This is a genomic window from Inhella sp., assembly GCF_027532025.1.
Lineage (GTDB): Bacteria > Pseudomonadota > Gammaproteobacteria > Burkholderiales > Burkholderiaceae_C > Inhella.
The window spans coordinates 1-24,677 of sequence record NZ_JAPZSY010000038.1; the positions used below are offsets into that span (position 1 = coordinate 1).

The 24,677-nt window shown below is 68.9% G+C and carries 24 protein-coding genes and 1 pseudogene; 9 read left to right on the forward strand and 16 right to left on the reverse strand.

Translation table 11 applies throughout. The features are described from left to right. The 6 genes and pseudogenes from O9335_RS06805 to hppD all read right to left on the reverse strand — a co-directional run. Window positions 1–144 (reverse strand): annotated as a pseudogene (locus O9335_RS06805) (IS110 family transposase); the annotation flags it as partial. A gap of 94 nt (window positions 145–238) precedes the next feature. Then, window positions 239–685: a TonB C-terminal domain-containing protein gene (locus O9335_RS06810; protein WP_298385509.1), complete on the reverse strand. Its 447-nt coding sequence runs from the start codon at window positions 683–685 to the stop codon at window positions 239–241. Window positions 686–841: 156 nt separating this feature from the next. Further along, complete coding sequence (locus O9335_RS06815; RefSeq protein ID WP_298385512.1) at window positions 842–1,906, reverse strand: hypothetical protein; 1,065 nt, start codon at window positions 1,904–1,906, stop codon at window positions 842–844. A 46-nt stretch (window positions 1,907–1,952) separates the two neighbouring features. After that, complete coding sequence (locus O9335_RS06820) at window positions 1,953–3,299, reverse strand: DUF3422 domain-containing protein (protein WP_298385515.1); 1,347 nt, start codon at window positions 3,297–3,299, stop codon at window positions 1,953–1,955. Between the two features lie 127 nt (window positions 3,300–3,426). Beyond that, the gene (locus tag O9335_RS06825; protein WP_298385519.1) at window positions 3,427–4,146 is read right to left on the reverse strand and encodes a hypothetical protein; all 720 of its coding nucleotides are present in this window, start codon (window positions 4,144–4,146) and stop codon (window positions 3,427–3,429) included. A 21-nt stretch (window positions 4,147–4,167) separates the two neighbouring features. Further along, a complete protein-coding gene (gene hppD, locus O9335_RS06830) occupies window positions 4,168–5,304 on the reverse strand; it encodes a 4-hydroxyphenylpyruvate dioxygenase (protein ID WP_298385522.1) in 1,137 nt (378 codons plus the stop codon). A gap of 110 nt (window positions 5,305–5,414) precedes the next feature. On the opposite strand from hppD, the gene O9335_RS06835 reads away from it, so the two are divergent. Further along, window positions 5,415–5,885 carry an Lrp/AsnC family transcriptional regulator gene (locus O9335_RS06835; protein WP_298385685.1) on the forward strand — a complete coding sequence of 157 codons (471 nt, stop codon included), beginning with the start codon at window positions 5,415–5,417 and terminating at the stop codon, window positions 5,883–5,885. A gap of 21 nt (window positions 5,886–5,906) precedes the next feature. Here O9335_RS06835 and O9335_RS06840 read toward each other — a convergent pair whose 3' ends face one another. Further along, complete coding sequence (locus O9335_RS06840; RefSeq protein WP_298385525.1) at window positions 5,907–6,140, reverse strand: hypothetical protein; 234 nt, start codon at window positions 6,138–6,140, stop codon at window positions 5,907–5,909. Between the two features lie 82 nt (window positions 6,141–6,222). On the opposite strand from O9335_RS06840, the gene O9335_RS06845 reads away from it, so the two are divergent. From O9335_RS06845 to O9335_RS06860, 4 genes are read left to right on the forward strand one after another with little or no spacing between them, the layout of a single operon-like run. Beyond that, window positions 6,223–6,621 carry a GntR family transcriptional regulator gene (locus O9335_RS06845; protein WP_298385528.1) on the forward strand — a complete coding sequence of 133 codons (399 nt, stop codon included), beginning with the start codon at window positions 6,223–6,225 and terminating at the stop codon, window positions 6,619–6,621. Further along, on the forward strand, window positions 6,618–7,508 hold the full coding sequence (locus O9335_RS06850) for an ABC transporter ATP-binding protein (protein WP_298385531.1): 891 nt from the start codon (window positions 6,618–6,620) through the stop codon (window positions 7,506–7,508). The genes O9335_RS06845 and O9335_RS06850 overlap by 4 nt, the downstream gene beginning before the upstream one ends. Further along, window positions 7,505–8,197, forward strand: coding sequence for a hypothetical protein (locus tag O9335_RS06855; RefSeq protein ID WP_298385535.1), 693 nt, complete (start codon window positions 7,505–7,507; stop codon window positions 8,195–8,197). Before O9335_RS06850 ends, O9335_RS06855 begins: the two co-directional genes overlap by 4 nt. A gap of 4 nt (window positions 8,198–8,201) precedes the next feature. Continuing rightward, complete coding sequence (locus O9335_RS06860; protein WP_298385538.1) at window positions 8,202–9,323, forward strand: acyltransferase family protein; 1,122 nt, start codon at window positions 8,202–8,204, stop codon at window positions 9,321–9,323. 4 nt (window positions 9,324–9,327) lie between these two features. On the opposite strand, the gene O9335_RS06865 is transcribed toward O9335_RS06860, so the two are convergent. From O9335_RS06865 to O9335_RS06895, 7 genes are all read right to left on the reverse strand, one after another. After that, entirely contained in the window at window positions 9,328–10,206 is an 879-nt protein-coding gene (locus O9335_RS06865; protein ID WP_298385543.1) for an HDOD domain-containing protein, read from the reverse strand. Between the two features lie 64 nt (window positions 10,207–10,270). Further along, on the reverse strand, window positions 10,271–10,525 hold the full coding sequence (locus tag O9335_RS06870; RefSeq protein ID WP_298385546.1) for a hypothetical protein: 255 nt from the start codon (window positions 10,523–10,525) through the stop codon (window positions 10,271–10,273). A 30-nt stretch (window positions 10,526–10,555) separates the two neighbouring features. Beyond that, a complete protein-coding gene (locus O9335_RS06875; RefSeq protein WP_298385549.1) occupies window positions 10,556–10,741 on the reverse strand; it encodes a hypothetical protein in 186 nt (61 codons plus the stop codon). 98 nt (window positions 10,742–10,839) lie between these two features. Next, window positions 10,840–11,406 carry a hypothetical protein gene (locus tag O9335_RS06880; protein ID WP_298385554.1) on the reverse strand — a complete coding sequence of 189 codons (567 nt, stop codon included), beginning with the start codon at window positions 11,404–11,406 and terminating at the stop codon, window positions 10,840–10,842. A 70-nt stretch (window positions 11,407–11,476) separates the two neighbouring features. After that, window positions 11,477–15,349 (reverse strand): translocation/assembly module TamB domain-containing protein, encoded by a 3,873-nt coding sequence (locus O9335_RS06885; protein WP_298385557.1) that lies wholly within the window; start codon window positions 15,347–15,349, stop codon window positions 11,477–11,479. Beyond that, window positions 15,346–17,133, reverse strand: coding sequence for an autotransporter assembly complex family protein (locus O9335_RS06890; protein ID WP_298385561.1), 1,788 nt, complete (start codon window positions 17,131–17,133; stop codon window positions 15,346–15,348). The genes O9335_RS06885 and O9335_RS06890 overlap by 4 nt, the downstream gene beginning before the upstream one ends. Further along, window positions 17,130–18,299 carry a VWA domain-containing protein gene (locus tag O9335_RS06895; RefSeq protein WP_298385564.1) on the reverse strand — a complete coding sequence of 390 codons (1,170 nt, stop codon included), beginning with the start codon at window positions 18,297–18,299 and terminating at the stop codon, window positions 17,130–17,132. The genes O9335_RS06890 and O9335_RS06895 overlap by 4 nt, the downstream gene beginning before the upstream one ends. A 64-nt stretch (window positions 18,300–18,363) precedes the next feature. Between O9335_RS06895 and O9335_RS06900 the strand changes: the two genes are divergently transcribed. Continuing rightward, window positions 18,364–19,521: a diguanylate cyclase gene (locus O9335_RS06900; protein WP_298385566.1), complete on the forward strand. Its 1,158-nt coding sequence runs from the start codon at window positions 18,364–18,366 to the stop codon at window positions 19,519–19,521. Window positions 19,522–19,549: 28 nt separating this feature from the next. On the opposite strand, the gene O9335_RS06905 is transcribed toward O9335_RS06900, so the two are convergent. Together O9335_RS06905 and O9335_RS06910 are read right to left on the reverse strand one after the other, a co-directional pair. Next, window positions 19,550–20,146 (reverse strand): GNAT family protein, encoded by a 597-nt coding sequence (locus O9335_RS06905; protein WP_298385568.1) that lies wholly within the window; start codon window positions 20,144–20,146, stop codon window positions 19,550–19,552. Next, on the reverse strand, window positions 20,143–20,988 hold the full coding sequence (locus O9335_RS06910) for a MoxR family ATPase (protein ID WP_298385570.1): 846 nt from the start codon (window positions 20,986–20,988) through the stop codon (window positions 20,143–20,145). Before O9335_RS06910 ends, O9335_RS06905 begins: the two co-directional genes overlap by 4 nt. A gap of 80 nt (window positions 20,989–21,068) precedes the next feature. Here O9335_RS06910 and O9335_RS06915 point away from each other — a divergent pair, with 80 nt between their 5' ends. From O9335_RS06915 to O9335_RS06925, 3 genes are all read left to right on the forward strand, one after another. Continuing rightward, window positions 21,069–21,713 carry a c-type cytochrome gene (locus O9335_RS06915; protein ID WP_298385572.1) on the forward strand — a complete coding sequence of 215 codons (645 nt, stop codon included), beginning with the start codon at window positions 21,069–21,071 and terminating at the stop codon, window positions 21,711–21,713. Window positions 21,714–21,858: 145 nt separating this feature from the next. Beyond that, complete coding sequence (locus O9335_RS06920) at window positions 21,859–23,100, forward strand: HD-GYP domain-containing protein (RefSeq protein WP_298385574.1); 1,242 nt, start codon at window positions 21,859–21,861, stop codon at window positions 23,098–23,100. Next, window positions 23,097–24,674 carry an ABC transporter substrate-binding protein gene (locus O9335_RS06925; RefSeq protein WP_298385578.1) on the forward strand — a complete coding sequence of 526 codons (1,578 nt, stop codon included), beginning with the start codon at window positions 23,097–23,099 and terminating at the stop codon, window positions 24,672–24,674. The genes O9335_RS06920 and O9335_RS06925 overlap by 4 nt, the downstream gene beginning before the upstream one ends. Window positions 24,675–24,677 lie beyond the last annotated feature (3 nt).

Genomic DNA, 24,677 nt, shown 5'->3' on the forward strand with positions numbered 1-24,677 from the left:
CGCGTAGATCAGCCGCGCCAGCTTGTGCGCGGCGGCCGTCACCGCCTTCGGTTTGTCCATGCGCGCGCACAGCCGCCGGTAGTAGGCCCCCAGCGCCGATTGGCTGGTGCGCAGCGCCGCTGCGGCCAGCCGCAAGGCCTGGGCTCTGCCGCACGCCGGTTGACTCAAACGTTCGAGACCTTGACGTCGTGGCAGTGCGACCATCTGGCAAGACGTTCTAGACATTGACCGCAAGGGCTCACTGCAGCCCCAGTACCGTGCTGAAGCTCCAACTGCGGCGGATTTCCAGCACATCCACGTCCTGCGCCAAGGCGGTTGGGAACACGGGGTAGGGCTGCTGGTCTTGCACGATGCGGCGCACCGCCTCGTCGATGGCTGGCACGCCGCTGCCGATCACGAAGGTGATGGATTCGACCGAGCCGTCGCGCCGGATCGCCACCGTGACCAAGGGTGGGGTGTGAGGCAGGGAGGCGAGGCGGCGCATGGTCTCGGGCGGTGTGTTGAGCTGCACCTTGCGCGCCCAGGCCTGGGCGTAGCGAACCACCTCGGGGTTGGGGTCGGTGTGCCCGTAGAGCCGGACCCGGCGCAACGGGTTCCAGCGCAGGGGCAGGTCGCCGCTGGGTCCGGCATGCGCCTGAGGGGCTGCGTCGCGTTGGGCGCGTTCCTCGTCCAGTTGGCGACCCATGGCGCGACGGGCGGCCTCGCGGCGGGCCTCGTCGGCAGCGGCTTCTTGGCGGGCTGCCTCGGCGCGCGCTTGCGCTTGGCGGGTTGCCTCCTGTTTCGCGGCTTCTTGTCGACTGGCTTCCTGGCGGGTTGCCTCTCGCTGGGCCGCCGCGCGTTGCTAGGCCTCAGCCCGGGCTTGGGCTTGGGCTTGGGCTTGGGCTTGGGCTTGGGCTTGGGCTTGGGCTTGGGCTTGGCGTTCGGCCTCGGCCCGCACTGCGGCTTGTCGGGCCGCTTCTTGTCGGGCCGCTTCCGCTCGGGCCATTTCTTGACGCGCGGCTTCTTGTCGTTCTCGCTCGAGTTGGGCGGCTTGTCGTGCCGCTTCTTGCCGGGCCGCCTCGCGGGCTTGCGCGGCTTGCTGCTCCGCCTCGCGTCGGAGCGCCTCGGCGCGGGCTTGGGCCTGAGCGTGGCGCTCGGCTTCGGCGAGGGCGCTGGCCCGGCGTTCCGCCTCTCGCCGGGCGACTTCAGCCTGAGCCTGAGCCTGCCGTTCAGCGTCGGCTTGTGCCTGGCGCTGCGCGTCGGCTTGTCGCGCGGCCTCGCCTTGGGCGCTGTCGGTCTGCGTTTGCCGGTCGGCGCTGCGGGGGTCGGCCTCAACGGCCGGCGCGCGGACTTCGGCGAGGGGGGGCACCCAGGCGGGCGCGGGGACCGACGCCATGGGCTCCGGCGGCTGGGATGGGGATTCCGGCGTGGACAACGCCAGCCGGGCTGGCTCGGACGTGGTGCCCGAGGTCGCAGGGCTGGGCCGCGGTGTGGGCAGGGGGCGCGTGGGGCCCTTGGGGCGTGCAGCCGGTTTGGGTTGGGCGGCGGGCCGCAGGGGCCCGACCAGTTGCTGAGGGCCTACCAAGGGCGATGGCGGCGGTCGGTCGGTGGCGCTCGGCGGCGGTGCGCCGTCAAGCAAGAGCTTGGGCAGGCTCACTTGCAGCACGGCGGCTCGCGCTGGTGTGGCAGCCCGGGTGGTGCCGTTGAGCCCCTGGGTGGGGTCAAGGCGATCGGGGCGTTCGGGGCGTTCGGGGTGATCGGGGCGTTCGGGCTGATCGGGCTGATCGGCCCCAAGGGCCGACGGCTCACTCCATCGGGCCACACCGCCCAGGCTCAGGCTGAGCAGCAGCGCATGGACGATCAATGACAGCCCCAGCGCGGGCGGCAACGGGCGGCGTGCGAGGGAGGTGCCGAGCGGGGCGCGCATGCCCTGGATTGTCCCTAGGAGTCGGCAGCGTCCAGCGCTCAGGCGCTCAGTGCCGCAGGCGCCGCAGGCCCCAGGCCACGCCCAGCACCACGGGAAGCACCGCCAAGCCCACCAGGGTCTCGTTGGATGGCAGCCACGCAGCGAGCAGGGGCCAATGCCCCAGCGCTTTGGCCACGTAGCCCACCAGGCCCAGCGCGTAGTAGCTGATGGCGACGACCGACAAGCCCTCGACCGTTTGCTGCAGCCGAAGTTGCTGGTGTTGCCGCTCGGCCAAGGCGCGCAGCAGTTCTTGGTTGCCTTGCTCGCGCTGCGCCTCCAGCCGAACGCGGGCCAGGCTCAGCGCGCGGCTGATGCGCTCGCCCAGGTCGGTCAGTCGGCGGTCGGTGCTTTCGCAAAACGCCATCGCGGGGGCAAATCGCCGCGCCAGAAAGCCGCTGAGCGTTTGGATGCCCTGCATGCGCTGCTCGCGCAGGTCGCTCAGTCGCTGCTGCACGATGGCGTGGTAAGCCCGGGTGGCCGAGAAGCGGTAGCGCGTGCGCGCTGCGGCGTGTTCCACCTCGGCGGCCAGGGTGGTGAGGGTGCGGAAGGCCTCGCTGTCGTCGCGCTGGTCGTCGTTCACCATCGCGTCCATGGTGGCTTGCAAGCGCTGCTCCAGCGTGCCCAGGGTGGCCGATTCCGCCTGCGCCAAGGGGAAGCCCTGCATGGCCAGCATGCGGTAGGCCTCGATTTCGCACAGCCGTTGGGCTTCGCGGGCGAGTTGGTCGGGGGGCAGGCCGAAGTCCAGCAGCACGAAGCGCACGAAGCCATCGGGCCCCAGTTGCAGGGCGGTGAACAGGGCCGCGGCGCGGGCGTCGCCGATGAAGGCACCCATCAAGGGGGCGAGGTCTTCGTGCGTGCTGGCGCTGCCGCTGCGCAGGGCACTGCGGCATCGACCGATGAGTTCGTCGCTGCCTTGAGCGTCGATCACGACCACGTGCGTGGCCGCGAGCAGGGCGCCGGCGTCGTCGGCCCGCAGGGCCTCGCGGAAGGCGGCGGGTAGCTCGCTCAAGGCGCTGGCGCGCATCAGGGCCTCGCGGGCTTGCGTGTCGTCGCTGGGCCAGGGCGTGGGCGCCATCGGCCGACTGACTTGCCAGCTGACGAACTCGCCATGCCGCTCGTACTTCAGCACCCAGTGCGGGCCGGCCACGCGGGCGTGGCGCTGATCGGCCGCGGGGGGCTCGGTGCCGACCGATTGGCACAGCGCCCACAGCGCCGCCTGAGCGCAAGCTTCGCTCATGCCCACGTGCACCCAGTACGACACCACGCACGGCGAGCGGGTGGGCAGGGCGGGCCGGGCGTGCAGTTCCTGGTGCAGAGCCAGGCCTTGGCGGCGTGGGAAGGGCAGGGTGTCCATCGGGCGATTGTGGGTCTGCCTGGGGCCGCCGATCGGGCGTTATCGGCGAAGCGGGGCTTGTCCGCCCTGGGGGGGGCGGCGCTCCACGCCATCGACGTGCAGCCACGGCCCGAACTCGAGCTCCTCGTCAGCCCGCGTTGGACGCGAACAGGGCCACAAAGCGCCCCTGCGGATCGCCTTCGAACAGCGTGGCGGCCCATTGGGCTTCGCGCTGGGCGATGGTGTGCAGGAACTCGGCAGCGCCGCCCATGGCGCGAAAGGTGTCGAAGCCACTTTCCAGGAACAACTGGAGAGCGCCCAATCCGGCGGCGGCCGCGGGGCCCCGCATCATCCGCAGGGCGTGCCGCAGCAAGGGTTTGCGGGTGTACACGTCCAGGGCGCGGCCCACGGCCAGGGTCAGATCGACCTGGTCTTGACGAGAGGCCGCTTGGCCCACGGCCTGCCACGCCTGCACGTAGGCGGCGGGAGTCACCGTTTCCGGCAGGTGCAGCGCCATGGCCGAGTCCAGGGTTTCGCTCAGCGCGTGGAGCCGGGCCAGCTCGTGCACGGTGAGCACGAGCTCCTTGGGGAACAGGCGCACCAAGGGCCGCACGATGCGTTGAAACTGCGCGTCGCGCTGGCTGAAGTCGCGCGGGCCGTACAGCTCCTCGAGAAAAAAGCCGGCCGCCCCGGCGTAGCGGGGCGTGCTCAGCAGGTCGGCGTAGGTGGCGCGAAAGCGCTGCTGCTGCAAGGCCTTGAGGGCCTCGCAGCGCGCGGCCAACGCGGGGTCGGCCGCGCGCCGGGCACGCTCTGCATCGACGCGCGCCAGGCACTGCAGGATGTCGGTGCCGATGGGATCGGTCGTCATCCGGCCATTGTCAAAGCGGCCTCAAGCCGGCGTGGCCTCGTCCTTTAGAACGCCGCGTCGAATCTGGTCGAGCTCGATGCTCTCGAACAGGGCCTGGAAGTTGCCTTCGCCGAAGCCTTCGTTGCCCTTGCGCTGGATGATCTCGAAGAAGATCGGGCCGATCACTTCCTTGGTGAAGATCTGCAGCAGCAGCTCTTTCTCGGCGCCCAGGTGCGCGGCGCCATCGATGAGGATGCGCAGGCGGCGCAGCTCGTCGACGTTCTCGCCGTGGTTGGGCAGGCGTTTGTCGATCAGGTCGAAGTAAGTCTCGATCGTGTCCTGGAACTCGACGCCCGACTGCTTCATGCCCTGCACGGTTTGGTAAATGTGCTGGCTGCTGAGCGCGATGTGCTGGATGCCTTCGCCGTTGTACAGGTGCAGGTACTCGGCGATCTGGCTCTTGTCGTCGCTGCTCTCGTTGATGGGGATGCGGATCTTGCCGCAGGGGCTGGTCATGGCCTTGCTCTTCAGGCCGGTCAGCTTGCCCTCGATGTCGAAGTAGCGCACCTCGCGGAAGTTGAACAGGCGCTCGTAGAAGTCGGCCCACTCCTTCATGCGACCGCGGTAGACGTTGTGCGTCAGGTGGTCGATGGTCTCCAGGCCGTGGCCCGGTACCTCGCTCGGCACGGGTTGGCCTTGGGCGTCGGTCAGCGGCACGAAGTCGACGTCGTAGATGCTGATGTTGCCGATTTGGCCGGGCTGGCCGCCGTCCTTGCCCTGCCAGCGGTCGACGAAGTAGATGAGCGAGTCGCCGATGCCCTTGATGGCCGGGATGTTCAGCTCCATCGGGCCGGTCTTGTTGTCGAAGCCCCAGGCGCCCAGTTCCAGCGCGCGGTTGTAGGCAAAAGCGGCGTCTTTGACGCGGAAGGCGATGGCGCACACGCAGGGGCCGTGCAGGCGGGCGAAGCGCTGGGCAAACGACTGCTCTTCGGCGTTGACGATGAAGTTCACGTCGCCCTGGCGGTAGAGCAGCACGTTCTTGTGGCGGTGCTTGGCCACGGCCTTGAAGCCCATGGTCTCGAACAGGCGGCCGAGTGCGGCTGGATCGGGGGCCGCGAATTCGACGAACTCGAAGCCGTCGGTCTGCATCGGGTTGTCCCAGGGGGTGAACGTGGCCATGTGGGTCTCCAGCAAAGGGTGCTGCACTGTAGAAACGAAACCCTGCAGGAAGCCTGCAAGCTGTGTCTTTGTACGCCGACAAGACGCACGAATCCTGCAAAATCGTGGTCATGGACAACCCAGGTGGGCTAGATGCCATCGATCAACGCATCATCGCTGCGCTGCGGCAGGATGCACGCTTGACCTTCGAGCAACTCGCCGAGCGCGTGGGCTTGTCGAGTTCGGCGGTGCTGCGCCGGGTGCGCCGCCTGGAGGCCGAGGGCGTCATCACCGGCTATGCCGCCCAGGTGGCGCCCGAGCGCATGGGCCTGGGCCTGCTGGCCTACATCAACGTGCGCCTGGAAAAACACACCCCCAGCCAGCGGCAGAGCCCGATGGACTCGTTCCGGGCGGCGGTGCAAGGCTGGAGCGAGGTGGTGGACTGCGTGGCCCTGGCCGGCGAGATGGACTACCTGCTGCACGTCCAGGTGCGTGACATGGAGCATTTCGCGCGCTTCATCCGCGACACCTTGTTGCGCCATGCCAGCGTGCAGGACTGCAAGACGAGCTTCGTGCTGGAGCGGGTCAAGGGCCGCGGCTGACGCGGCGCTCCGGCCGGCGCTTCAAGTCCACAGCGAAGCGAACAGGGGCGAGGGGCAACCGAGCCGTTGGTTGAGCCGCGGCAGCCCGTGCTGCTCGAGCAGCGTGCCCCGGCCGGGTTCGGCCAGCAGCGAATGGCCCAGGCCCAGGCGGTCGCCCTGCGGCTGCCAGCGAAGCCCCGGCAGGTGTGCCAGCGTGGGTGCCACATCCAGGTGGGTGAACTGGCGTTCGGTGTCACGGTCCTGCAGCGAAGGCAAAGCCGTGTGAACCCAGGCCCTGTGCCGCCGAGCGATCGCTGTATATACTGTGTATGTCGCATATGCACAGCAAGCCACGCCCGTGAACGCCGAGTTGTTTCTTTCTCCCGCCGATGCCCAGCCGATGTACCGGCAGATCGTCGAGCAGGTGAGCGCCAAGGTGGTGGCGGGCGACTGGGCGCCGGGCGCGGCCTTGCCCTCGATCCGCGAGCTGGCCGCGGCCAACGGCGTGAGCGTGATCACCGTGAAGCGCGCCTACCTGGAGTTGGAGCACGCCGGGGTGATCGTCACCCGCCATGGCAAGGGCTCGTTCGTGGCCGAGTCGACCGAGGCCTCGCGCGCCCACTTGCGCGCTGAACTCTTGCAGCACCTGGACCAGGCGCTGGCCCGTGCCGAGCGCTTGAGTCTTAGCGAGGCCGAGTGGCAGCAACTCGTCCAAACCCGGCGCGCCGCGCGCGCCACCGACGGAGACCCCGCATGACCCCCGCCTTCGCCCTGCACGGCGCCAGCAAGCGCTACGAGGCCTTCACCTTGCACCCCTTGGACTTGTGCCTGGAAGAGGGCCAGATCATGGGCTTGGTGGGGGTGAACGGCGCCGGCAAGAGCACCTTGCTGCGCTTGCTGGCCGGCTTGACCCTGGCGGACCGTGGCCGCGTCGAGGTGCTGGGCTTTCACTTGCCCGAGCAGCAGGTGCAGGCCAAGCAGCAAACCGGCTTGGCGTCTGACGACATGCGCCTTTACGGCTCCCAGACCCTGGCTTGGCACATGGACTTCGTGCAGCGCCTGGTGCCGCAATGGGACACCACCTACGCCGAGCACCTGCGGCTGCGATTCGACCTGCCGGCCGACCAGCGCGTGGGCGGTTTCTCGCACGGCCAGCGCGTGAAGGCGCTGCTGCTCTTGGTGCTGGCGCGCCGGCCGCGCCTGCTGCTGCTGGACGAGCCCACCACGGGCCTGGACCCGGTGGCGCGGGCCGAAGTGCTGGACGCCCTGTCGGACGTGCTGCTGGACGAGCGGCGCAGCGTGCTGTTCTCGTCGCACCAGACGAACGAAGTGGAGCGCTTGGCCGACCGCATCGGCTTCCTGCACCAAGGGCGCTTGCTGACCGAAGAAGACAAAGAGGACTACCTGCAGCGCTGGCGGCGCATCGTGGGGCAAGGCGCCTTGACCGAGGCCGTGGGCGCTTGGCCCGAGGTGGCCCAAGTGCGCCGCAACGGCTCCCTGGTCGAGCTTCGCGTGCGCCAGCACAGCGAGGCGCTGCAACAGCGACTGCTCGCCGAGGGCTTGCACATCCGCCAGATCGAGCCCTTGTCGCTCGAAGAGATCTTTGTCACGACCGTTCGCCAGCACGCTGGAGTTGCCGCATGAACACCGTCTTCCACCGCCTGCGAGGGCCCGTGATCCGCACCCTGGTGCTCAAGGATTGGCAGCTGTTCGAGAAACAGCTGGCCGCTTACGTGGGCGCCGGCCTCATGGCCTTGGCACTTATGGGGCTCGCCAAGAGTTGGAGCTTTTACCTGGGCTCGTTGCTGCTGATCATCGTGATGGTCGCGGCGTCCTGCTTCGCAGTGAGCACGGCCTTGATCAACGAGCGCAAGGAGAAGACGCTCGCCCTGGTCATGAGCCTGCCGGTGACGCCTTTCGACTTCTACCTGGCCAAGTTGGTGGGCAACCTGATCACCTTCGGCGTGCCCTTCACGGTGCTGACCGCCGGCGCCGTGGCCGTCGTGTTGTGGACGCCACTGCCCGACGGCTTGCTGACCCTGGTCTTGCTCTTGGCCGGTCACCTGCTGCTGGCCTTCTGCGTGTCGCTGGCCGTGGCAATGCGGGTCGAGTCCGAGGGCTGGAACATCTTTGCCATGGTTGGCAGCTCGGTCTTGATCAACCCGTTGCTCATGGCCCTGGGGCAAATCCCGGCCATCGCGTCGCACTGGTCGGGGCCCGAGGTGGTGTGGAGCTGGCAGGCCGTGGCCATCTTGGCCGGTCAGCTGGGCCTGAGCCTGGCGCTGCTGGTGCACACGGGTTGGCAGCACCTGCGCAAACCCGCCTTCTACTGACGCCATGCCCACCCGCCTGGACGCGCTGGACCGCCTGCGCGCGGGGGCGATGCTGGCCGGCGTGGCCTTCCACGCGGCCTTGGCCCACAGCCCCATGGTGCAGCCGCTGTGGCTGACCGCCGACCGCGCCCAAGCCCCCTGGCTGGACGGCCTCTTGTGGCCGATGCACCTGCTGCGCATGCCCCTGTTCTTTTGGCTGGCCGGTTTCTTCGCGGCGTGGCAGTGGGAGCGGCGGGGCGCGGGTGGCTTGATGCGCGACCGCGTCCGCCGGGTGCTGGTGCCCTTGGTCGTGGGCCTGCCCTTGATGCACCTGGCCATGGACGCTTTGGTGCAGTGGGGCGTTGCCCACGTGCAGCACCCGTCGCCGCTGATGGGCTGGGTGCGCCGGGCCTGGGCCGAGGGCTGGCCCTCCCCCCCGCCCAGCCTGGGGCACCTGTGGTTCCTGGCCTACCTGTTGCTCTTCACCGTCTTGCTGTGGGTGGGGCGCACGCTGGTGCCGCTGGCTTGGCGGGCCCGTTGGTCGGTGCCCAGCCGGGGCGCCGGCGCCCTCGGGCTGTTGGCCCTGCCGGTGTTGTTGGTGCCGGCCTTGGCCGCGGTGCCCGCGCCGCACCCGGCGCCCGAGGCGCTGCTGCCGCAGCCCTGGGCCATCGCGTTCTACGGCACCTTTTTCGCGCTCGGCACGGTGTCCCGTCCGTGGCTGACGGTGCTCGCCCGCAAGAAGTGTTGGCTGGGGCTGGGGCTTGGGGCGGGGCTGGCCATGGTGGGCTTTGTGCTGCTCTTGCCCCGCCCGGTGCCGCCCGGCGATTGGGCGGTGGCGGCCGTCTCCAGCGTGGCGGCCGTGTGGGGGTGTGGGGCCGTGGTGGGGGCGGCCTGCGCGTGGCAGGCGCCGATGGGGCGGGCGATGCGCTTCCTGGCCGATGCCGCCTACTGGGTCTACCTCGTGCACCTGCCGATCTTGCTGGCCCTGCAGCTGGCGACGATGGACCTGGACTGGCCTTGGACCCTCAAGCTGCCGCTGGTGCTGGGCCTGACCTTGGGCCTGAGCCTGGGCACCTTCGCCCTGTGGATTCGCAACGGCGTTTGGGGCCGCTGGCTGCTCGGGCGGCGCGAGGCCGCCACGGCCTGAGGCCTCACATCGTGGTGTCGGGGCCGCGCGCCAACGGGTCGCCCGCCAGGTCGCGCAGCAGGCGCATCGTGGGGATGGGTCCCAAGTTGAGCAGGTCACCGATGTCGCGCACATCGTCGGGGATGCCGGCATTGCCCCACCCTGACATGCTGTGACGGGCGGTGCGGGTGGCCAGTTGGACGCAGCGCTCTTGGGCGTCTTGGGGGTCGCGGTCGTCGAGCAAGTGGGCAAAAACGGCGGGCAAGTGCCACGCGCGCATCAGGTCCTTCTGCACGCTCATGAGGTCGGTGCCCAGCACCATCTGCTGTGCGGCCTTGCTGCGCAGGGTGGGGTCGAACTTTTGGTGGGCGCGAATCTGCTTGGCCAACTCGGGCGCATGGCACCACAGCAGCAACTCGGCAAAGTCGTGCAGCAAGGCGGCTTGGTGCAGGATGTTGGCATCCGGGTCCGCTCGGTGGGCGGCGAAGCCCAAGGCAAAACGCGAGGCGCGCTCCAAGCGGCCCAGCACGGCGTCCACGCCCTCCAGGGCTTCCGCATCGCCTGCCAGCCATTCCTCCAGCGTGGGCTGTGGCCCGAGCAGGGAGAAAAAGGGGGTGATGCCCATCAGCACCACGGCGCTGGTCAGTGTTTCGGCGTCGTTGGTGCGCCGCATCCGGTTGAGGTTGGACGCATGGATCAGCACCTTGAGCGTGAGCAGCGGGTCGTTGTCGAAGGTTTGCCCGATGAGGTGAGCGTCGACAGCGTCTTCGTCGGCACGCAAGCGCTCCAAGGCTTCCGCGCTGACGGCCAAGACGGGGAACTCGTGCTTGCGGAAACGCTCGACCCAGTCCTCGTGGCGTCGCAGAGGCTGGGTGAGGAAAGGCGCGCGGGGCAGAAAGTCCATCGGGGCCAATGCCTGAGCAAGGATCGGACCATGATAAGCCGACCCTGCTCCGGGCATCGGTCGATCAAAGCCGCTCAAGCCCCTGCAAAAACGTGAATCGGCGCAGCCCGTCCTCGTACAGCACGCCATGGCCTGTCGTCGGGTCGTGGCGGAACTCCAGATGGGGTGTGGCCTGCGCTTCGACCGCGGGGGCGGTCTGCAGGCGTTGAGCCCAGGCGTCGAGCCCGAGGCTCAGGCGCTGGAGGCATCGGGCCAAGGCGACGCGCAAGGGCGCGTCGGTTTGGGTGGCGTGGCGGGTGGCGAGGGGCGAGGCGTGCATGGTGTTCTCCGTTCGCCGCCGAAAGGCGGCTCAGTCTTGGGGCGTTGGGGGGTGCAGGTCGCGCAAGGCCAGGCGCATTTGCGACTGGGCGGCTTGGCGAGGGTGGGGGACTTGGTGGCGGCCGGCTTGCCGCATCAGCGCGGGCGCGACCACCGGGTTGCGCGGTTTGCGCAAGGCCTTGGCGGGTTGGCTGCGGGGGTTGGTGAAGGTGGGCATGGTGATCTCCTGAGCAACACTGTCTGATAAACAGTGCGCAAATGATAAAGATCACTTGCGCAGGAAATCAAGTCCCAAGGTGTGGGGACGACGCCACGTCAGCGCTTCTTGGGGGTCTTCAGGGGGGCGATGCCGGCGGCCGCCTGTTGCCAGGCGCTGCGGCTGTCTTCGTTCTGCGGCGCCGGGCGCGGGGCGGCGGGGGCTGGACCGGGCGGCGGTGTGAGCACCTCGCCCAGCAGGTCCAACAGGCGCGTGCGGGCGCGCTGGGGGTGGCGGCGGTAGTAGGTCAGCACCAAGCCGACGATGAAGCGCTCGTCGTCGTCCTGGGGCACGCTGGGGCTGCTGTCTTCGGGCCTTGGGTTGGGCGTGCCAGGGGCGGCCGTTGGCGCCGAAGGCGCCTCGCGCGGGTCGAGGTCCATCCAGCCGCGGGGCTTGTGGCAGCACTGTTCGAACTGCCGCGCCAAGCGCTCACCGATCTGGCGCGAGCGGCTCTTGATTTGGCTCCAGTAGCTGGGCTGGATGAGCACCCGCTCGGCGAAGCGCCGCTCCAGCCCGCGAAGGGCGGCGGCATCGGGGTGCTTGATGGTGGCGGCGACGAATTCGTCGAACAGGCGCAGCGCGTTGTCCAGACGGATCTGCGCCACGTCGCGGGGCGCGGTCGGCATGGGGGCGGATGATAAACGGCGCTTGCCTGGGCTTCTGCCGCGCAGACTCCTAGGCGTCCGCGGCAGACTCCTAGTCGAAGCGCCACAACCACAGCGCGTCCACCGCGCTGTTGGTGCCGCTCTGGGCGCGCAGGCGGAAGCGCTGTCCCAGCCGGTAGACGAGTTGCCAACTGCCGGTGGCGGTGTTGAGGCTGCGCTCGTAGCCCACGCTCCAGCGGCGGGACAACTGCGCGCCCAGGCGCAAGGTGGTGCCGGCGTCGTCGCTGTTGCTGACGCTGAATTCGGTCAGACCGAGTTTGTCCAGCAGCTGCGTGGCCGGGTTGTTGCCCTCGCCCGAGACCAAAGCCAGGGCGGCCCGCTGCAGCAGGGCGGTGTCGTTGCGGCCCAGTTCATCGGGGGCGCGGCCGAGCAGCAACCAGGCGAGTTTGTCGTTGTCGGGCATGTCGGGCTCGCTGTAGAGCCGGATGCGCGGCGATTGCGCGCTGCCCGTGGCCCGCACGCCCACGCGCACCTCGACGTCGGGACGCAGGGCCAGGATGTCGAGCCTGGGGTTCTCCAGGGCGCCGGTGAAGCGAAGTTCGCCACTTTCGATGTCCAGCGTCTGGCCATAGGCCTTGTAGCGGCCACCGCCCATTTCGATCTGACCGGTCCATTGCGCGGGGCGACCCTCCTGTTCTTGCACCTGCAGCTGCCCCGTCAGGCGCGAGGCGAGGCCGCGGCCTTGGACGCGCAGGCGCTGGCCGAGGTCGAGTTGCAGCACGATGTCCCGCTGCCAGGGCGAGGTGGCGGCCTTGCTGGCGCCGTGGCCCCGTGCGGCACGGCGCACGGTGATGTCGTCGTCCAAACTGGGTGCGTCGCCTTCGCTGATGTCGAAGACGCCCTGGTCGGCCCGGAGCTGGCCGCGCAGGTGCACTCGGCGGGCGTCGAGCTGGGCGCTGGCATCGCCGCTGACGGTGAGCTGGCGGTCGAAACGGTTGAACAGCCGAAACTGCTCGGCTTGCATCTGCAGTCGGGCCTGGGGTTGGGCTTGGCCCCAAGTCCATTGGCCCTGGGTGGTCCAGCGGCCGCCGCTGTCGCCCTCGCCCAGGCCTTGCAGGCGGGCTTCGTCCAGCACCAGGGCGTTTTCGTCGAAGTGCCAACGCACGACGCCGTTTTGACCGCCGAGCCCGCTGGCGGCGTGCTGCAGCCGAACGAGGTCGAGGCGGCCTTGGCCCTTGAGGCGCGGTTGCGCGCGGGTGCCGCTCAAGCGGGCCTCCAATGCGGCGCTGCCGCGCCACTGCAGGCCTGCGGGCAGCCAGGGTTGCAGCAGGTGGAGTGCCGGCAGTCGCGATTGGAGGTGACCGTCCAGCACGCCCTGTGGGCTGGCCCGTGCGAGGACCTGGGCTTCGCCCAGCACGGGGCTGCCGAAGGCCAGTTGGGCTTGGGTGGCGCCGCCGGCCGCGTGCTGCACTTGGGCGCTGAGGGTTTGCAGGCCCAGGGCCTCGTCGTTGAGCAGCAGGTCGCCTCGGAGTCGTTCGACGCTCAGGCTGCCCGCCCCGCGCTCCCATTTCAGTTGCAGTTCGGTCAACAGGTCGCCCCGCCAGCCGGCTTCGGGTTGCCAGCGGGCCAGCCAGCGGGCGGCTTGCACCTGCCCGCTCAGCTGCAGCCGATGGCCGGCGCCAGCGGCGCGGGGGTCGTACTGCCCCATGGGGTTCGGGAAGCGTTCGCCCAGGATCATGAGGTTCCCCCCTTTCAGGGCGACGACGGGGCCGTCGGCTTGCCATTGCCACGCGAAAGCGTCCCAGCGCAACCAGTCGCTGCAGTCGGCCGGGCCTGAAGATGAGTTGACAGCGGGCTTCAGGCTGGTTCGCCAGCCCTCGGCGCCCCAGCGGTTGGGGGTGCGGCTGGGGGCTGGCCCTTGGCCCTCGAAACGCCAGGCTGGCACCGGCTGCCCGGCCCAGGTGAGGGGGCTGCGGCCGAGCACGTCCCACTGCCAAGGTTGTTGCAGGCCGCCTTGCAGTCGGCCTTGGGTCAGCTGCCAGCCGTCGGCGCTGGCCTGCCGCCACTGCAGTTGACCCTGGCCGTCGGCCCAGCGGGCTTCGGCGTGGGCCAGGGACCAGGGCTTATCGTCTGGCTGGGCTTGCCAGTGAAGATCGCTGAATTCGGCTTGGACGAGGGCCTGGGCGGGGTCGTCCCAGTGGTTGATTCGACCTTCGCTGCGTCCTGCCACACGGTGCGACCAGGGTTGCCACAGGGTGTGCAGCGCCGCGAAGCTCGGCACGCGCCACTGCAGGCTTTGCGGCATCCAGGCGTCGGCCTGGGTCCATTGGCCGACGTTGCGCAGGGGCGGTGCCGGGCGCCCTTGGGCCTGCGCCTCGGCGGTGTGGGCCCCGGTGGCCGCTTGGGCTCGGACCTGCCACGCGCTGTTTTGGGCGTCGGCTTGCCAGTCGAATTGGGCTTGGATGGGCAGGTCGCCCAGCGAGCTGCCCTCGTCCAGGCGCAGCGCCACGCGCCCGCCCAGGTGGGTGGTGTTTTGCGTCAGCGAGGCCTGCAACTGGCCGGTGCCCCGCAGCGGCCAGGGGGCATCGGGGATGGGAAGGCGCAAGGCTTGCGCCTGGGCTTCGATGTCGACCTGCCAGCCCTGGGGCTGGGCCTGCCAGCGGCCGCGCAGTTGCAGCTGGCCGTCGTTGCGCCCCTGGCTGAGCGTGGCTTGCGGCACCACCAGCAGGGGGCCTTCCGGTGGCGACGACAGCTGGGCTTGCGCCACAAGGCGCCAGGGCGGGGCGCCCGGCTGCGTGGGGGCGGCGTCCACGGTGCCATCCAGGTCCAAACGGCCGTTGGCGGGCGAGCGGGCAAGCCGGAGGGGCCCGCTCACGCGCCAGGCGGGCCAGGTCGCGTCCAGCTCGCGCAAGGCGATGGCGTCGAGCCGGATGGCGGCGCGCGCTTCAGCGTCCCCCTGGGGCCAGGCGAAGGGTTGGGTGAGGGTGATGCGGCCGGTGCTGCCCAGCAGGCGCAGGTCCAAGGCATCGAGTTGGGTTTCGTTCCAGCGGCCCGGCACCACGTGGGCCGACAGCGAGAGCTGTCGCACGGGCCAGCCGGATTGGTCGAGCCGGCGCGCGGCGGCATTGCTCACTTGGGCTTGCAGCACCATCGCAGGCCCTTGCGCCGCAGGCTCCAGGCGCAGGTCGCCGGTCAGCGCGGTTTGCGGGGCCTGGGGGTGCAGTTGGCGCAGGTCCACCCCCTGCAGCGTGGCCTGCAGTCGATGCACCGGCTGCGCCGCCAGCGGCGCCAACTCGGCGCGCAGCGTGACGGGCGTTTGCGGCCCGGCGATGAGTTGGGCTTGCACGGGCCAGCGCGCCAGCGGGCCGTCGCCTTGCAGTTGGAGGGCCCCGTGCGGCGTTTGAGCCTGGGCGTGGACGCGCAGCCGGTCGGGGCCGCGCAGCGCCAGCTCGCCCTGGCATTGCCAGCCCAGTTCGGGCAGGCGGAGCTGGTGCAGGCGCAAGCCCAGCACCTCGTCGGAGCCGCCCAGGCTGAGGCGGGCGTCCAGCCCGCTCATCGGGTGACCTTGCACCGTGAGGGTTTGGATCTGCACACGCTCCAGCGTGAGGCCCCAGGGGCTGCGCAGGCGGGCGACCAGGGCCTCGGGCGAGGGAGCGGAGGTCGGGCTGGGCTGGGTTTGCAGGCTCAGCGCCTGGGCTAGGACGGCGGTGTGCCAGCCTCCGTCTTGCCAGCGCAAGGGTGCCAGTTGAAGCCCACGCGCCTGAAGGGTCAGGGACGGATCGCTGAGCGCCACACTTTGGGCCTGCAGCCCCGTCCACAGGCTGCCGGAGAGGCCCTCGGTGCGGATGCCTTGCCGGGCCAAGAGCCAGGCCAGCACGGGCGCGCTGCCAGCGGCGAGCACGCCCAGTCCGACTGCCATGGCGGTGCCGCCCAGCGACCATGCCCAGCGCGCGCGGCGGCTCACAGCGCCAGCCCCACGCTGACGTGAAGCCGCCAGCCGCCGTCGAAGCGGGGTTGGCCGCGGGCCACATCGACCCGCAACAGCCCCACGGGGCTGCGCCAGCGCGCACCGAGGCCGGCGCCGAGGGCAGGTCGGGCTTCGGACCAGCTCAAAGCGGATTGGCCGGCGTCGACGAAGGCGGCCACGCCCAAGCCCTCGAGGCCGCCGACCCAGGCGGGCGGCAGGGGTTGAGTGCCTTCAAGGCTGGCGGTCCACCAGCGGGTGCCGCCCACCGACTGGCCGTTGCGCGTGGGCCCGAGGGCGCGGTAGCTGTAGCCGCGCACGGATTCATCGCCCCCCGCGCGCCAGCGCAGGCCCTCGGGCAGGTTCAGGGCGTCCACCCGGGACCACAGCTGCCCGGCCTCAAGCCGCAGGGCGACTTGTCGCCCGCCGGCCATGGGCACGAAGGCCTGCCAGCGGCCCTGAAGGCGCACCAGCGGCCCTTGTGCCTGGCCGGTTTGCGCCTCGTTGGCACGGGCCTGCCCCAGGGCGGTTTGCAGCAGCCACGCTTGCCCCCGCGTGGGGAGGATGACGCTGTCCAAATCGCGCCAGGTGGGGTTGAGGTGCAGCAACAGGGCCTGGGCGTTGCGGTGCTGTGCACCGGTGCCCTGTTGGCTGTTGAGCAGTTCCAGGGCCAGGGTGCGGTCTTCGCGCCGGGTTTCGAACACGCGGCCCACCCGCAAGGAGGCTTGGGAGAACGGCGCGTCGTCGGACTCTTCCCGTTGCCACGACACCGCCACGAGCCGGCGCTGCTGACGGGCTTCGGGGTGGGTGCTGGCTTCGAACTCCGCCAACTGGCTCAGGCGGCCCAAGGCCAACTTGGTGCGGGTGCGCACCGGCCAGCCCCAGGGCAGGCGGTGGACGTGTTCGACGGTGGCGCGCTCGCCGCTGTTGCTTTGCCAGCCCAGGCCCAGCGCCACCTGCTGCAAGGGGGCCTCGCGCAGCCGCACGCGCACGGGCATGCGGTCACCGTCGAGGCCCTCGGGGTCGAGCTCGACCTGCACGGCATCGAACATGCCGCTCTTGAGCAGGCGCTCTTGCGCGTCCAGCAGGCGTTGCTCGGTGGTGCGGCTGCCCTCGGGCAGCCCCAGCAGCTTGCGGGTGCGGGTCTCGTCGTGGTGCACCAGGCCCGTGAACGTCACGGCACCGAGGCGAATGGCAGGTCCCGGCTCCAGGCGCAAGCGCAGGTCCACGGCCTGGGCCTCGGCGTCGACCTCGGCCTCGGTCTGCGCCCAGCGCGCCAAGGGGTAGCCCTGGGTCCGAGCGCGAGACAGCAGGGCCCGTTTGGCGTTGGACCACGCCTCTTGGCCGAAAACGTCGCCCTCACGCAGGGGCCACCAGTCGCGCCAGGAGGCAACGGGACGCGAGCGCTCGTCGGGGTCCAGCTCGGGGGCGGCGGGTTCGGCTTCGAGCGAGAGGCTGCGAACGCGTGCCGCGGGGCCCGGGTCGATGCGCAGCAGGCCGGCGTCGCAGTCCAAGGTCACGTCGGCAGGGCTGAAGTGCCCCAGGGTTTCGAGCAGCTCGCGCGCTTGGGCCGGCGCCAACTGGCACAGGCGGCGGCGCTCGGCGCCATCCAGCGGCGTGCGTTCGTTGGCCCGGGCCAAGGCGCGGGCCAGGTCCAGGTGGCGCAGCATCAGCGCCGCGACCGGAGCCGGGGCGTCCACACGCAGCGCAGCCGCCTGCACGGTGCCCCAAGCCCCCGCGCCACCCACCAGCACCGCGGCCAGCAGACGGTGCCAGGGCGTCATCGGCTGAGGTGGCGCATGGCCGATTCCAACCCCGCCAGCGACAAGGGGTGCATGTGCTGGTGCATCAGGCCTTGAATGAGCTGGATGCTCGGTCGGTACTCCCACACGCCTGGCGGTTCGGGGTTGATCCAGACGTGCTTCGGGAAGGCCTGCGTGAGTCGGTCCAGCCAAACGCTGCCAGGTTCTTCATTCATGGTTTCCACGCTGCCGCCGGGCTGCAGCACTTCGTAAGGGCTCATGGTGGCATCGCCCACGAACACCAGCTTGTAGTCGCGGTTGTACTTGTGGATGAGGTCCCAGGTGGACGTGCGCTCGGCGTGACGGCGACGGTTGTTCTTCCAGACGTGGTCGTACACGCAGTTGTGAAAGTAAAAGAACTCCAGGTGCTTGAACTCTGTCTTGACGGCGGTGAACAGCTCTTCCACCCGGTGCACGTGGTCGTCCATCGACCCACCAACGTCCATCAGCAACAGCACCTTGACCTTGTTGTGCCGCTCCGGGCGCATCTTCAAGTCCAGCAGCCCGCCGGCAGCCGCGGTGGCTTGGATGGTGTCGTCGAGCGCCAGTTCGCTGGCTGCGCCCTCGCGCGCGAAGCGACGCAGGCGCCGCAAGGCCACCTTGATGTTGCGCGTGCCCAGCTCGCGCTGGTCGTCGTAGTCGCGGTAGCTGCGCTGCTCCCAGACCTTGACCGCGCGCCGCTGTCCGCCGCTGCCGCCGATCCGGACGCCCGCCGGGTTGAAGCCCCCGTTGCCGAAGGGGCTGGTGCCACCGGTGCCGATCCAACGGGAGCCGCCCTGGTGGCGCTCCTGCTGTTCCTCCAGCCGCTTTTTCAGCGTGTCCATCAACTCGTCCCAGCCCATGGCCTGGAGCGCTGCCCGCTCTTCGGGCGAGAGCTCGCGCTCGATCTGCTGGCGCAGCCAGTCGTCGGGCAGGGCGCGGGCGAGGTCAATCTTGAGTTCGGCGCCGCCCAGGTAGGCCGCGAAGGCGCGGTCGAAGCGGTCGTACAAGGCTTCGTCTTTCACCAGCACCGTGCGGGCGAGCAGGTAGAACTCGTCCACCGAGGGGCCGATGATGCCGGCCCGCAGGGCTTCCAACAGGGTCAGGAACTCCTTGGGAGACACCGGCAGCCGTGCCGCTCGCAGCGCGTAAAAAAACGGCAAAAGCATGTCACGATTGTGGCTTGCGCAGCTGCATTGCGGCGCACCGCTCACCCGCACCCCGCTCGACCGCATGCCATCGATCAACCCCGCCGAGCTGCTGCTGATCATGATGTTCGTGCAGCAGAGCTTGGCCATCGTGGGCTGGATGGTGGCTGGGCGTTTGGGCATCGCCCCCACGGTGCCGGCCTGGCATTGGGCTGCGGCATCGGCCTTTGCCGCCAGTGCGGTGGGTTTGGCCGTTTGGACGCAGGACGCCTGGTTGCGCCACGGCCTGGCCAACATGCTGATCCCTGGGGTGTTCGTGACCCTGCGTTTGGGCTTGCAGACCTTGTTCAGGGGGCCGCGTCACGACCCCGAAAACCTGTTGGTCATCGTGCTCAGCGTGGGGCTGGCACTGGCCGGGAACTTGTTCCAAGCGATCGAGCCCTGGCCGGTGTGGGTCTCCTCGGTCTTGACGACCTTTTGCCTGTGGCGCTGCGCCCAAGTGGTGGGGCCTTTGGTGAAGGCCGAACTGGGGGCGCAATCGGCATGGGTGGTGGTCGTTCCCCTGCGGATCGCGGCGCTGTTGTTCGCCGCGCGGGGCTTGGGTGCCATGGTGTGGCCCACGGTCTTGGGCGTGCCTTTGGCGCAGGACACGCCCGTCAACGTCACCGTTCTGGCCTTGCTCATGACCTTGGGCATCTTGGTGCATCTGTGTCTGGGTGTGGCCGTGGCTTTGCGCTTGATGGTGCGCCTGCGCAAGTTGTCGAGGCTGGATGCGCTCACCGGTTTGCCCAACCGGCGCGCCGCCGAGACCATGCTGGCGCAAATGGTGCAGGCGCGCCGGCAGTTGCAGCGCCCGGCCAGCTTGTTGGTGCTGGATGTGGATCACTTCAAGCGGGTGAACGACGAACACGGCCACCTGGTGGGCGACCGGGCCCTGGTGCACATCGCGCGCACCCTGCAAGCGAATGTGCGCAATGGCGACAGCGTGGCCCGGGTGGGCGGCGAGGAATTCCTGGTGCTCTTGCCCAACACCACGCTGGCGGAGGCCACCGACTTGGCGGAGCGGCTGCGGGCGTGCTTGGCCAGCAGCCCCTTGCGGGCGGGAAGCACCGAGCTGGCCATGACCGTGAGCATCGGCGTGGCGGAGTTGGCGCCTGCCGAGACCGCCACGGCCTGCGCGGAACGGGCCGATGCCGCGATGTACCGAGCCAAGCGCGCGGGGCGCAACCGGGTTGAGGCCTGAGGCCTGAGCCCGGTCGGACCCGAAGGGCTCAAACCCTGCGCTGCAGGTCCAGCCGATCCAACAGGCGCTGTTGGGCCGCGGGCCACTCGGCCCGGGTCATGCTGTACATCACCGTGTCGCGCACGGTGCCATCGCGGCGGCGAGCGTGGTGGCGCAACACGCCGTCGCGGCGCGCGCCCAAGCGCTCGATGGCGGCCTGACTGGCCAGGTTGAGGGCATCGGTGCGCCAGCCCACCAGGGCGGCGCCCAGGGTGTCGAAGGCATGGTGCATGAGCAACCATTTGCACGTCGTGTTCACGCTGGTGTGTTGCCAGCGCTGGGCGATCCAGGTGTAGCCGATCTCGAGTCGATCGAGGTCGCTCACGATGTCGTGATAACTGGTGCTGCCGATGACCTCGCCGGAGTCGGACAGGCAGATGGCGAAGGGCAGGCGGCTGCCGGCGGCCTGTTGCGCCAGGGCTTTGGCGATGTAGGCGGCGGTGCCATCGGGTTCGGGCACCGAGGTAACGCGCAGCTGCCACAACCCCCCATCGGCCGCAGCGGCACGCAAACCGGCCTCGTGGGCTGGGCTCAAGGGCTCCAACCGAACCGGATGGCGCGTGAGCACCACCGGTGACACCTTCATCGGTGCTGGCGCTGCATGTGCAGCAGCTTTTCGAACAAGGTCAGGTCCTGTTCGTTCTTCAACAGCGCGCCCACCAGCGGGGGGACGCGCTGCGGCGCGCCGTCGGCCGAGGCCAAGGTGCTGGGGTCGATGTTCTCGGCCAGCAGCAGCCGCAACCAGTCCAGCAACTCGCTGGTGGATGGCTTCTTCTTCAGCCCCGGCAGGTTGCGCACTTGGTAGAACGCCTTGAGGGCGGCGGCCAGCAGGTCGCTTTTGAGGTTGGGGAAGTGCACGTCCACGATCTGTTGCATCGTGGCTTCGTCGGGGAACTGGATGTAGTGGAAAAAGCAGCGGCGCAGGAAGGCGTCGGGCAGTTCTTTTTCGTTGTTGCTGGTGATGAAGACCAGCGGCCGCTGCCGGGCCTTGACGAGTTCGCGCGTCTCGTAGACGTAGAACTCCATGCGGTCGAGTTCGCGCAGGAGGTCGTTCGGGAACTCGATGTCGGCTTTGTCGATCTCGTCGATCAGCAAGGCCACCGGCCGATCCGCCGTGAAGGCTTGCCACAGCACACCCTTGACGATGTAGTGGTGGATGTCCTTCACCCGTTCGTCGCCCAACTGACTGTCGCGCAGACGGCTGACCGCGTCGTACTCGTACAGCCCTTGTTGCGCCTTGGTGCTGCTCTTGATGTGCCATTGCAGCAGCGGCATGCCCAGGGCGGCTGCCACTTCTTCGGCCAGCAGGGTCTTGCCGGTGCCCGGCTCGCCCTTGAGCAGCAGGGGCCGCTGCAGGGTCAGTGCCGCATTCACGGCGAGTTTGAGGTCGTCGGTGGCGACGTAATGCGCAGAGCCGGTGAATTTCATGCGGTCCAGTATAGGAAGGAGGGGTGGCCGACTCCTTCTAGAATCCGCGCCCATTCCGTCCGAACACCCCCGAGCTCACCATGACGCTTTTCCGCCTCCTGACTGCTGTGGCCGTTGCCTTGGCCGTGTTGCCTGCCATGGCCCAAGACGCCCAGCGTGGCGAGAAGCAAGCCGCCATGTGCATCGGCTGCCACGGCATCCCGGGTTACCGCGCCAGTTTTCCTGAGGTGTACCAGGTGCCCAAGATCGCGGGGCAAAACGCGGCCTACATCCAGGCCGCGCTCAACGCCTACGCCAAGGGCGAGCGCAAGCACCCGTCCATGCGGGGCATCTCCGGCAGCCTGAGCGAGCAGGACATGAAGGATTTGGCTGCCTATTACGCGCAACTGGGCGCACCGTACCCGACCAGCCCGGTGACCCCGCCAGCGCCGTCGGTCGACGTGGCCAAGCTGCTGGAGAAGGGCGCCTGCATCTCCTGCCACGGTGCCAACTTCAACAAGCCCATCAGCGACGCCTACCCCAAGATCGCCGGCCAGCCGGCCGATTACCTGTTGGTGGCCCTGCGCAGCTACCAGCAAAGCAAGCACACCACCTGGGGGCGCGACAACGCCATCATGGCCAACCAGGTCAAGGACTTCAAGCCGGCCGAGCTGAAGGCCATCGCCAAGTACTTGGCCTCGTTGCCCAGCGAAATGAAGACGGTGTCCCAGTCGCCGTTGCGCTGAATCCCTCCGTTCGGCCCCTGTCAAGCCGCCCGCGGGCGGCTTTTTCGTGCCGTCTTGCCGCTGAACTGGGGAACTCTCGGGGTGGCGTTGCCTCTGGCGATCGCATACTGGCGCGGTTCCTTGCCCTGCCAAGCGGGCCCCAGGCATGCTGAAGAAGATCCCTACCGCGCAGGCCACTCTCGGGATGTTCCTCCAGTCCATGGAGGGCTCCTGGCTGAGCCATCCGTTTTGGAAGACGCGCTTCCTCATCACCGACGCCAAAGACCTCGCGGCCCTCAAGGCGTCGGGGGTGTCCCACGTCTGGATCGACGTGGCCCTGGGCAAAGACGTGGCCACGGTGGAGCCCCCGTTGCCCGCGCCGCGCCGAACCGCGCCCCCGGCGCCGATGTCCCGGCAGGCCCCGGCCATCGTCAGCGCGCCGCCACCGCCGCCTCCCAGCCCGGCTGAGCGCACCAGCCTGTCCGAAGAAATGGTGCAGGCCGCGGCCGTGGTCAATCGGTCCAAAGAGGCCGTCGTCAGCATGTTCAACGAGGCCCGGCTGGGCCGTGCTGTCAGCCAAGAAAAGAGCGCGGCGGTGGTCGAGGACATCGCCAGCTCGGTGTGGCGCAATCCGTCGGCTTTGATCAGCTTGGCGCGGCTCAAGACGCGCGACGATTACACCTACATGCACTCCGTGGCCGTCAGCGCCATGATGATCGCTTTGGCCAAGCAGCTGGGCATGAGCGAAGACCAACAGCGCGAGGCGGGCATGGCTGGCCTGCTGCACGATGTGGGCAAGATGCTGATGCCGCTCGAGGTGCTCAACAAGCCCGGCAGCCTGACGGACGAGGAGTTCTGCATCATGAAGGGACATCCCGCCCTCGGCCACAGTGCTTTGGCCGAAAGCGGGGCCTTTGCGGAAGGGGTGTTGGACGTGTGCCTGCACCACCACGAAAAGATGGACGGCTCGGGCTACCCCAAAGGGCTCCCGGCCGATCAAATCACCTTGCTGGCCCGCATGGGCGCGGTGTGCGACGTGTACGACGCCGTGACCAGCGTGCGTCCTTACAAGAATGCCTGGGACCCCGCCGGCTCCCTGGCCCGCATGGCGCAATGGAAGGGCCACTTCGACCCCAATGTGTTCCAGGCCTTCGTCATCAGCCTGGGCATTTTTCCGGTGGGCACCTTGGTCAAGCTCAAGTCGCAGCGCTTGGCCGTGGTGTTGGACCAAAACCCGGGCAAGCTGACGCAACCCGTCGTCCGGGTGTTCTTCTCGCTCAAGTCCAACATGCCGATCGACCTGCAAACCCTGGACTTGAGCGCGGGCGGCGATGCCATCGTGGGCCGAGAGGACCCCGACGCCTGGGGCTTCAAGCACCTCAACGACCTTTGGAGTCAACCCCGATGAAATGGCTGGTTTGGATGGCGGCTGCCTTGGCGGCCGGGATGGTGCATGCCCAGAACCTGCGCTGGGCCAGCCAGGGCGACCTGCAGACCGCCGATCCGCACTCTCAGAACGAGAGCATGACCAACATGATCAACGGGCAGGTGTACGAAAAGCTGGTGCGCCGCGACAAGACCATGGCCATCGGGCCCGGACTGGCCACGGCGTGGAGCAACCCCGACCCGTTGACCTGGCGCTTCAAGCTGCGGCCCAAGGTGAAGTTCCACGATGGCGCCGACTTCACGGCCGACGACGTGGTGTTCTCCATCCTGCGCGCCCGGGAGCCCACATCCAACGTGCGCCAGTACGGCATGGCGGTGGGCCTGCCGCGCAAGATCGACGCGCTGACGGTGGAGTTCAAGCTGGAGCGACCGAACCCCATCTTTTTGCAGCACCTGGACCTGCTGTGGATCATGAACAAGGCCTGGGCCGAAAAGCACCGGGTCACCAAACCGCAAGACTTCAAGAACAAGGAAGAGAGCTTTGCCGCGGTGAACGCCAACGGCACCGGGCCCTACATCCTGGTCAGTCGCCAGCCCGGGGTGAAGACCGTGTACCGCCGCAACCCCGCCTGGTGGGGGCGCTTCGAGGGCAATGTGCAGGAGATCGTGTTCACGCCCATCGGCAACGACGCCACGCGCCTGGCGGCGCTGATGAGCGGGGAGGTCGACTTCGTGCTCGACCCCGCGCCGCGCGACGTGCCGCGCCTGCGGCAGATGAAAAACCTGCAGGTGATTGATGGCCCCGAGAACCGTCTGATTTTCATCGGCATGGACCAGTCGCGAGACAAATTGCTCTACGGCAAGGTGCCGGGGGACAAGAATCCATTCAAAGACATTCGGGTGCGGCGGGCCATGTACCAGGCCATCGACGTCGAGGGCATCCGCAGCAAGATCATGAGTGGGCTGGCCTTGCCGACGGGGGGCATCACCCCTTCACCCTTGGGGGCCTACAAAGACCCGGCCCTGGAGGCGCGCCTGTTCCCCTACGACCTGAACGCGGCCCGGCAATTGATGGCCGAAGCCGGCTACCCCGAGGGGTTCGAGGTCACCCTCGACTGCCCGAACAACCGCTACATCAACGACGAGGAGATCTGCATCGTGCTGGCCCAAATGTGGGCGCAGATCAAGATCAAGGTTCGTGTCTTTGCGCAGCCGCGGGCCTTGGTCTTTCCCAAGCTCGAGCGTTTGGACACCAGCCTGTACCTGTACGGCTGGGGCGGCGCCATCACGGACGCGGAAACCATCCTCACGCCGGTCTACCGCAAGATGAACCCGAGCGATGGCACGGGCTCCAACAACTTCGGCCTGGTTGTGAACGACAAGTTCGAGGCTTTGGCGGCGCAAAGTTCGGTGGAGCCCGACGCGACCAAGCGGGAGGCCTTGGTCAAGGCGGCTCTGGCCGAGTACCGCCAGCAGGTGCACACCTTGCCGCTGCACCGCCAGGTCATTCCCTGGGCGGCCCGGGCCGGCCTCCAGGCGGTGCACCGTCCCGACAACTGGCTGGAGGTCAGTTGGGTGACGGTCCCGGCCCGCTGATCG

What these genes read in the sequence shown, in the direction of transcription:
- O9335_RS06915 (WP_298385572.1), top strand. Translation starts at nt 21,069, where the DNA reads ATGACGCTTTTCCGCCTCCTGACTGCTGTGGCCGTTGCCTTGGCCGTG.
- O9335_RS06890 (WP_298385561.1), bottom strand. Translation starts at nt 17,133, where the DNA reads ATGACGCCCTGGCACCGTCTGCTGGCCGCGGTGCTGGTGGGTGGCGCG.
- O9335_RS06870 (WP_298385546.1), bottom strand. Translation starts at nt 10,525, where the DNA reads ATGCACGCCTCGCCCCTCGCCACCCGCCACGCCACCCAAACCGACGCG.
- O9335_RS06835 (WP_298385685.1), top strand. Translation starts at nt 5,415, where the DNA reads ATGGACAACCCAGGTGGGCTAGATGCCATCGATCAACGCATCATCGCT.
- O9335_RS06905 (WP_298385568.1), bottom strand. Translation starts at nt 20,146, where the DNA reads ATGAAGGTGTCACCGGTGGTGCTCACGCGCCATCCGGTTCGGTTGGAG.
- O9335_RS06880 (WP_298385554.1), bottom strand. Translation starts at nt 11,406, where the DNA reads ATGCCGACCGCGCCCCGCGACGTGGCGCAGATCCGTCTGGACAACGCG.
- O9335_RS06815 (WP_298385512.1), bottom strand. Translation starts at nt 1,906, where the DNA reads ATGCGCGCCCCGCTCGGCACCTCCCTCGCACGCCGCCCGTTGCCGCCC.
- O9335_RS06920 (WP_298385574.1), top strand. Translation starts at nt 21,859, where the DNA reads ATGCTGAAGAAGATCCCTACCGCGCAGGCCACTCTCGGGATGTTCCTC.
- O9335_RS06810 (WP_298385509.1), bottom strand. Translation starts at nt 685, where the DNA reads ATGGGTCGCCAACTGGACGAGGAACGCGCCCAACGCGACGCAGCCCCT.
- O9335_RS06875 (WP_298385549.1), bottom strand. Translation starts at nt 10,741, where the DNA reads ATGCCCACCTTCACCAACCCCCGCAGCCAACCCGCCAAGGCCTTGCGC.
- O9335_RS06925 (WP_298385578.1), top strand. Translation starts at nt 23,097, where the DNA reads ATGAAATGGCTGGTTTGGATGGCGGCTGCCTTGGCGGCCGGGATGGTG.
- O9335_RS06910 (WP_298385570.1), bottom strand. Translation starts at nt 20,988, where the DNA reads ATGAAATTCACCGGCTCTGCGCATTACGTCGCCACCGACGACCTCAAA.
- O9335_RS06855 (WP_298385535.1), top strand. Translation starts at nt 7,505, where the DNA reads ATGAACACCGTCTTCCACCGCCTGCGAGGGCCCGTGATCCGCACCCTG.
- O9335_RS06895 (WP_298385564.1), bottom strand. Translation starts at nt 18,299, where the DNA reads ATGCTTTTGCCGTTTTTTTACGCGCTGCGAGCGGCACGGCTGCCGGTG.
- O9335_RS06860 (WP_298385538.1), top strand. Translation starts at nt 8,202, where the DNA reads ATGCCCACCCGCCTGGACGCGCTGGACCGCCTGCGCGCGGGGGCGATG.
- O9335_RS06900 (WP_298385566.1), top strand. Translation starts at nt 18,364, where the DNA reads ATGCCATCGATCAACCCCGCCGAGCTGCTGCTGATCATGATGTTCGTG.
- O9335_RS06825 (WP_298385519.1), bottom strand. Translation starts at nt 4,146, where the DNA reads ATGACGACCGATCCCATCGGCACCGACATCCTGCAGTGCCTGGCGCGC.
- O9335_RS06865 (WP_298385543.1), bottom strand. Translation starts at nt 10,206, where the DNA reads ATGGACTTTCTGCCCCGCGCGCCTTTCCTCACCCAGCCTCTGCGACGC.
- O9335_RS06820 (WP_298385515.1), bottom strand. Translation starts at nt 3,299, where the DNA reads ATGGACACCCTGCCCTTCCCACGCCGCCAAGGCCTGGCTCTGCACCAG.
- hppD (WP_298385522.1), bottom strand. Translation starts at nt 5,304, where the DNA reads ATGGCCACGTTCACCCCCTGGGACAACCCGATGCAGACCGACGGCTTC.
- O9335_RS06850 (WP_298385531.1), top strand. Translation starts at nt 6,618, where the DNA reads ATGACCCCCGCCTTCGCCCTGCACGGCGCCAGCAAGCGCTACGAGGCC.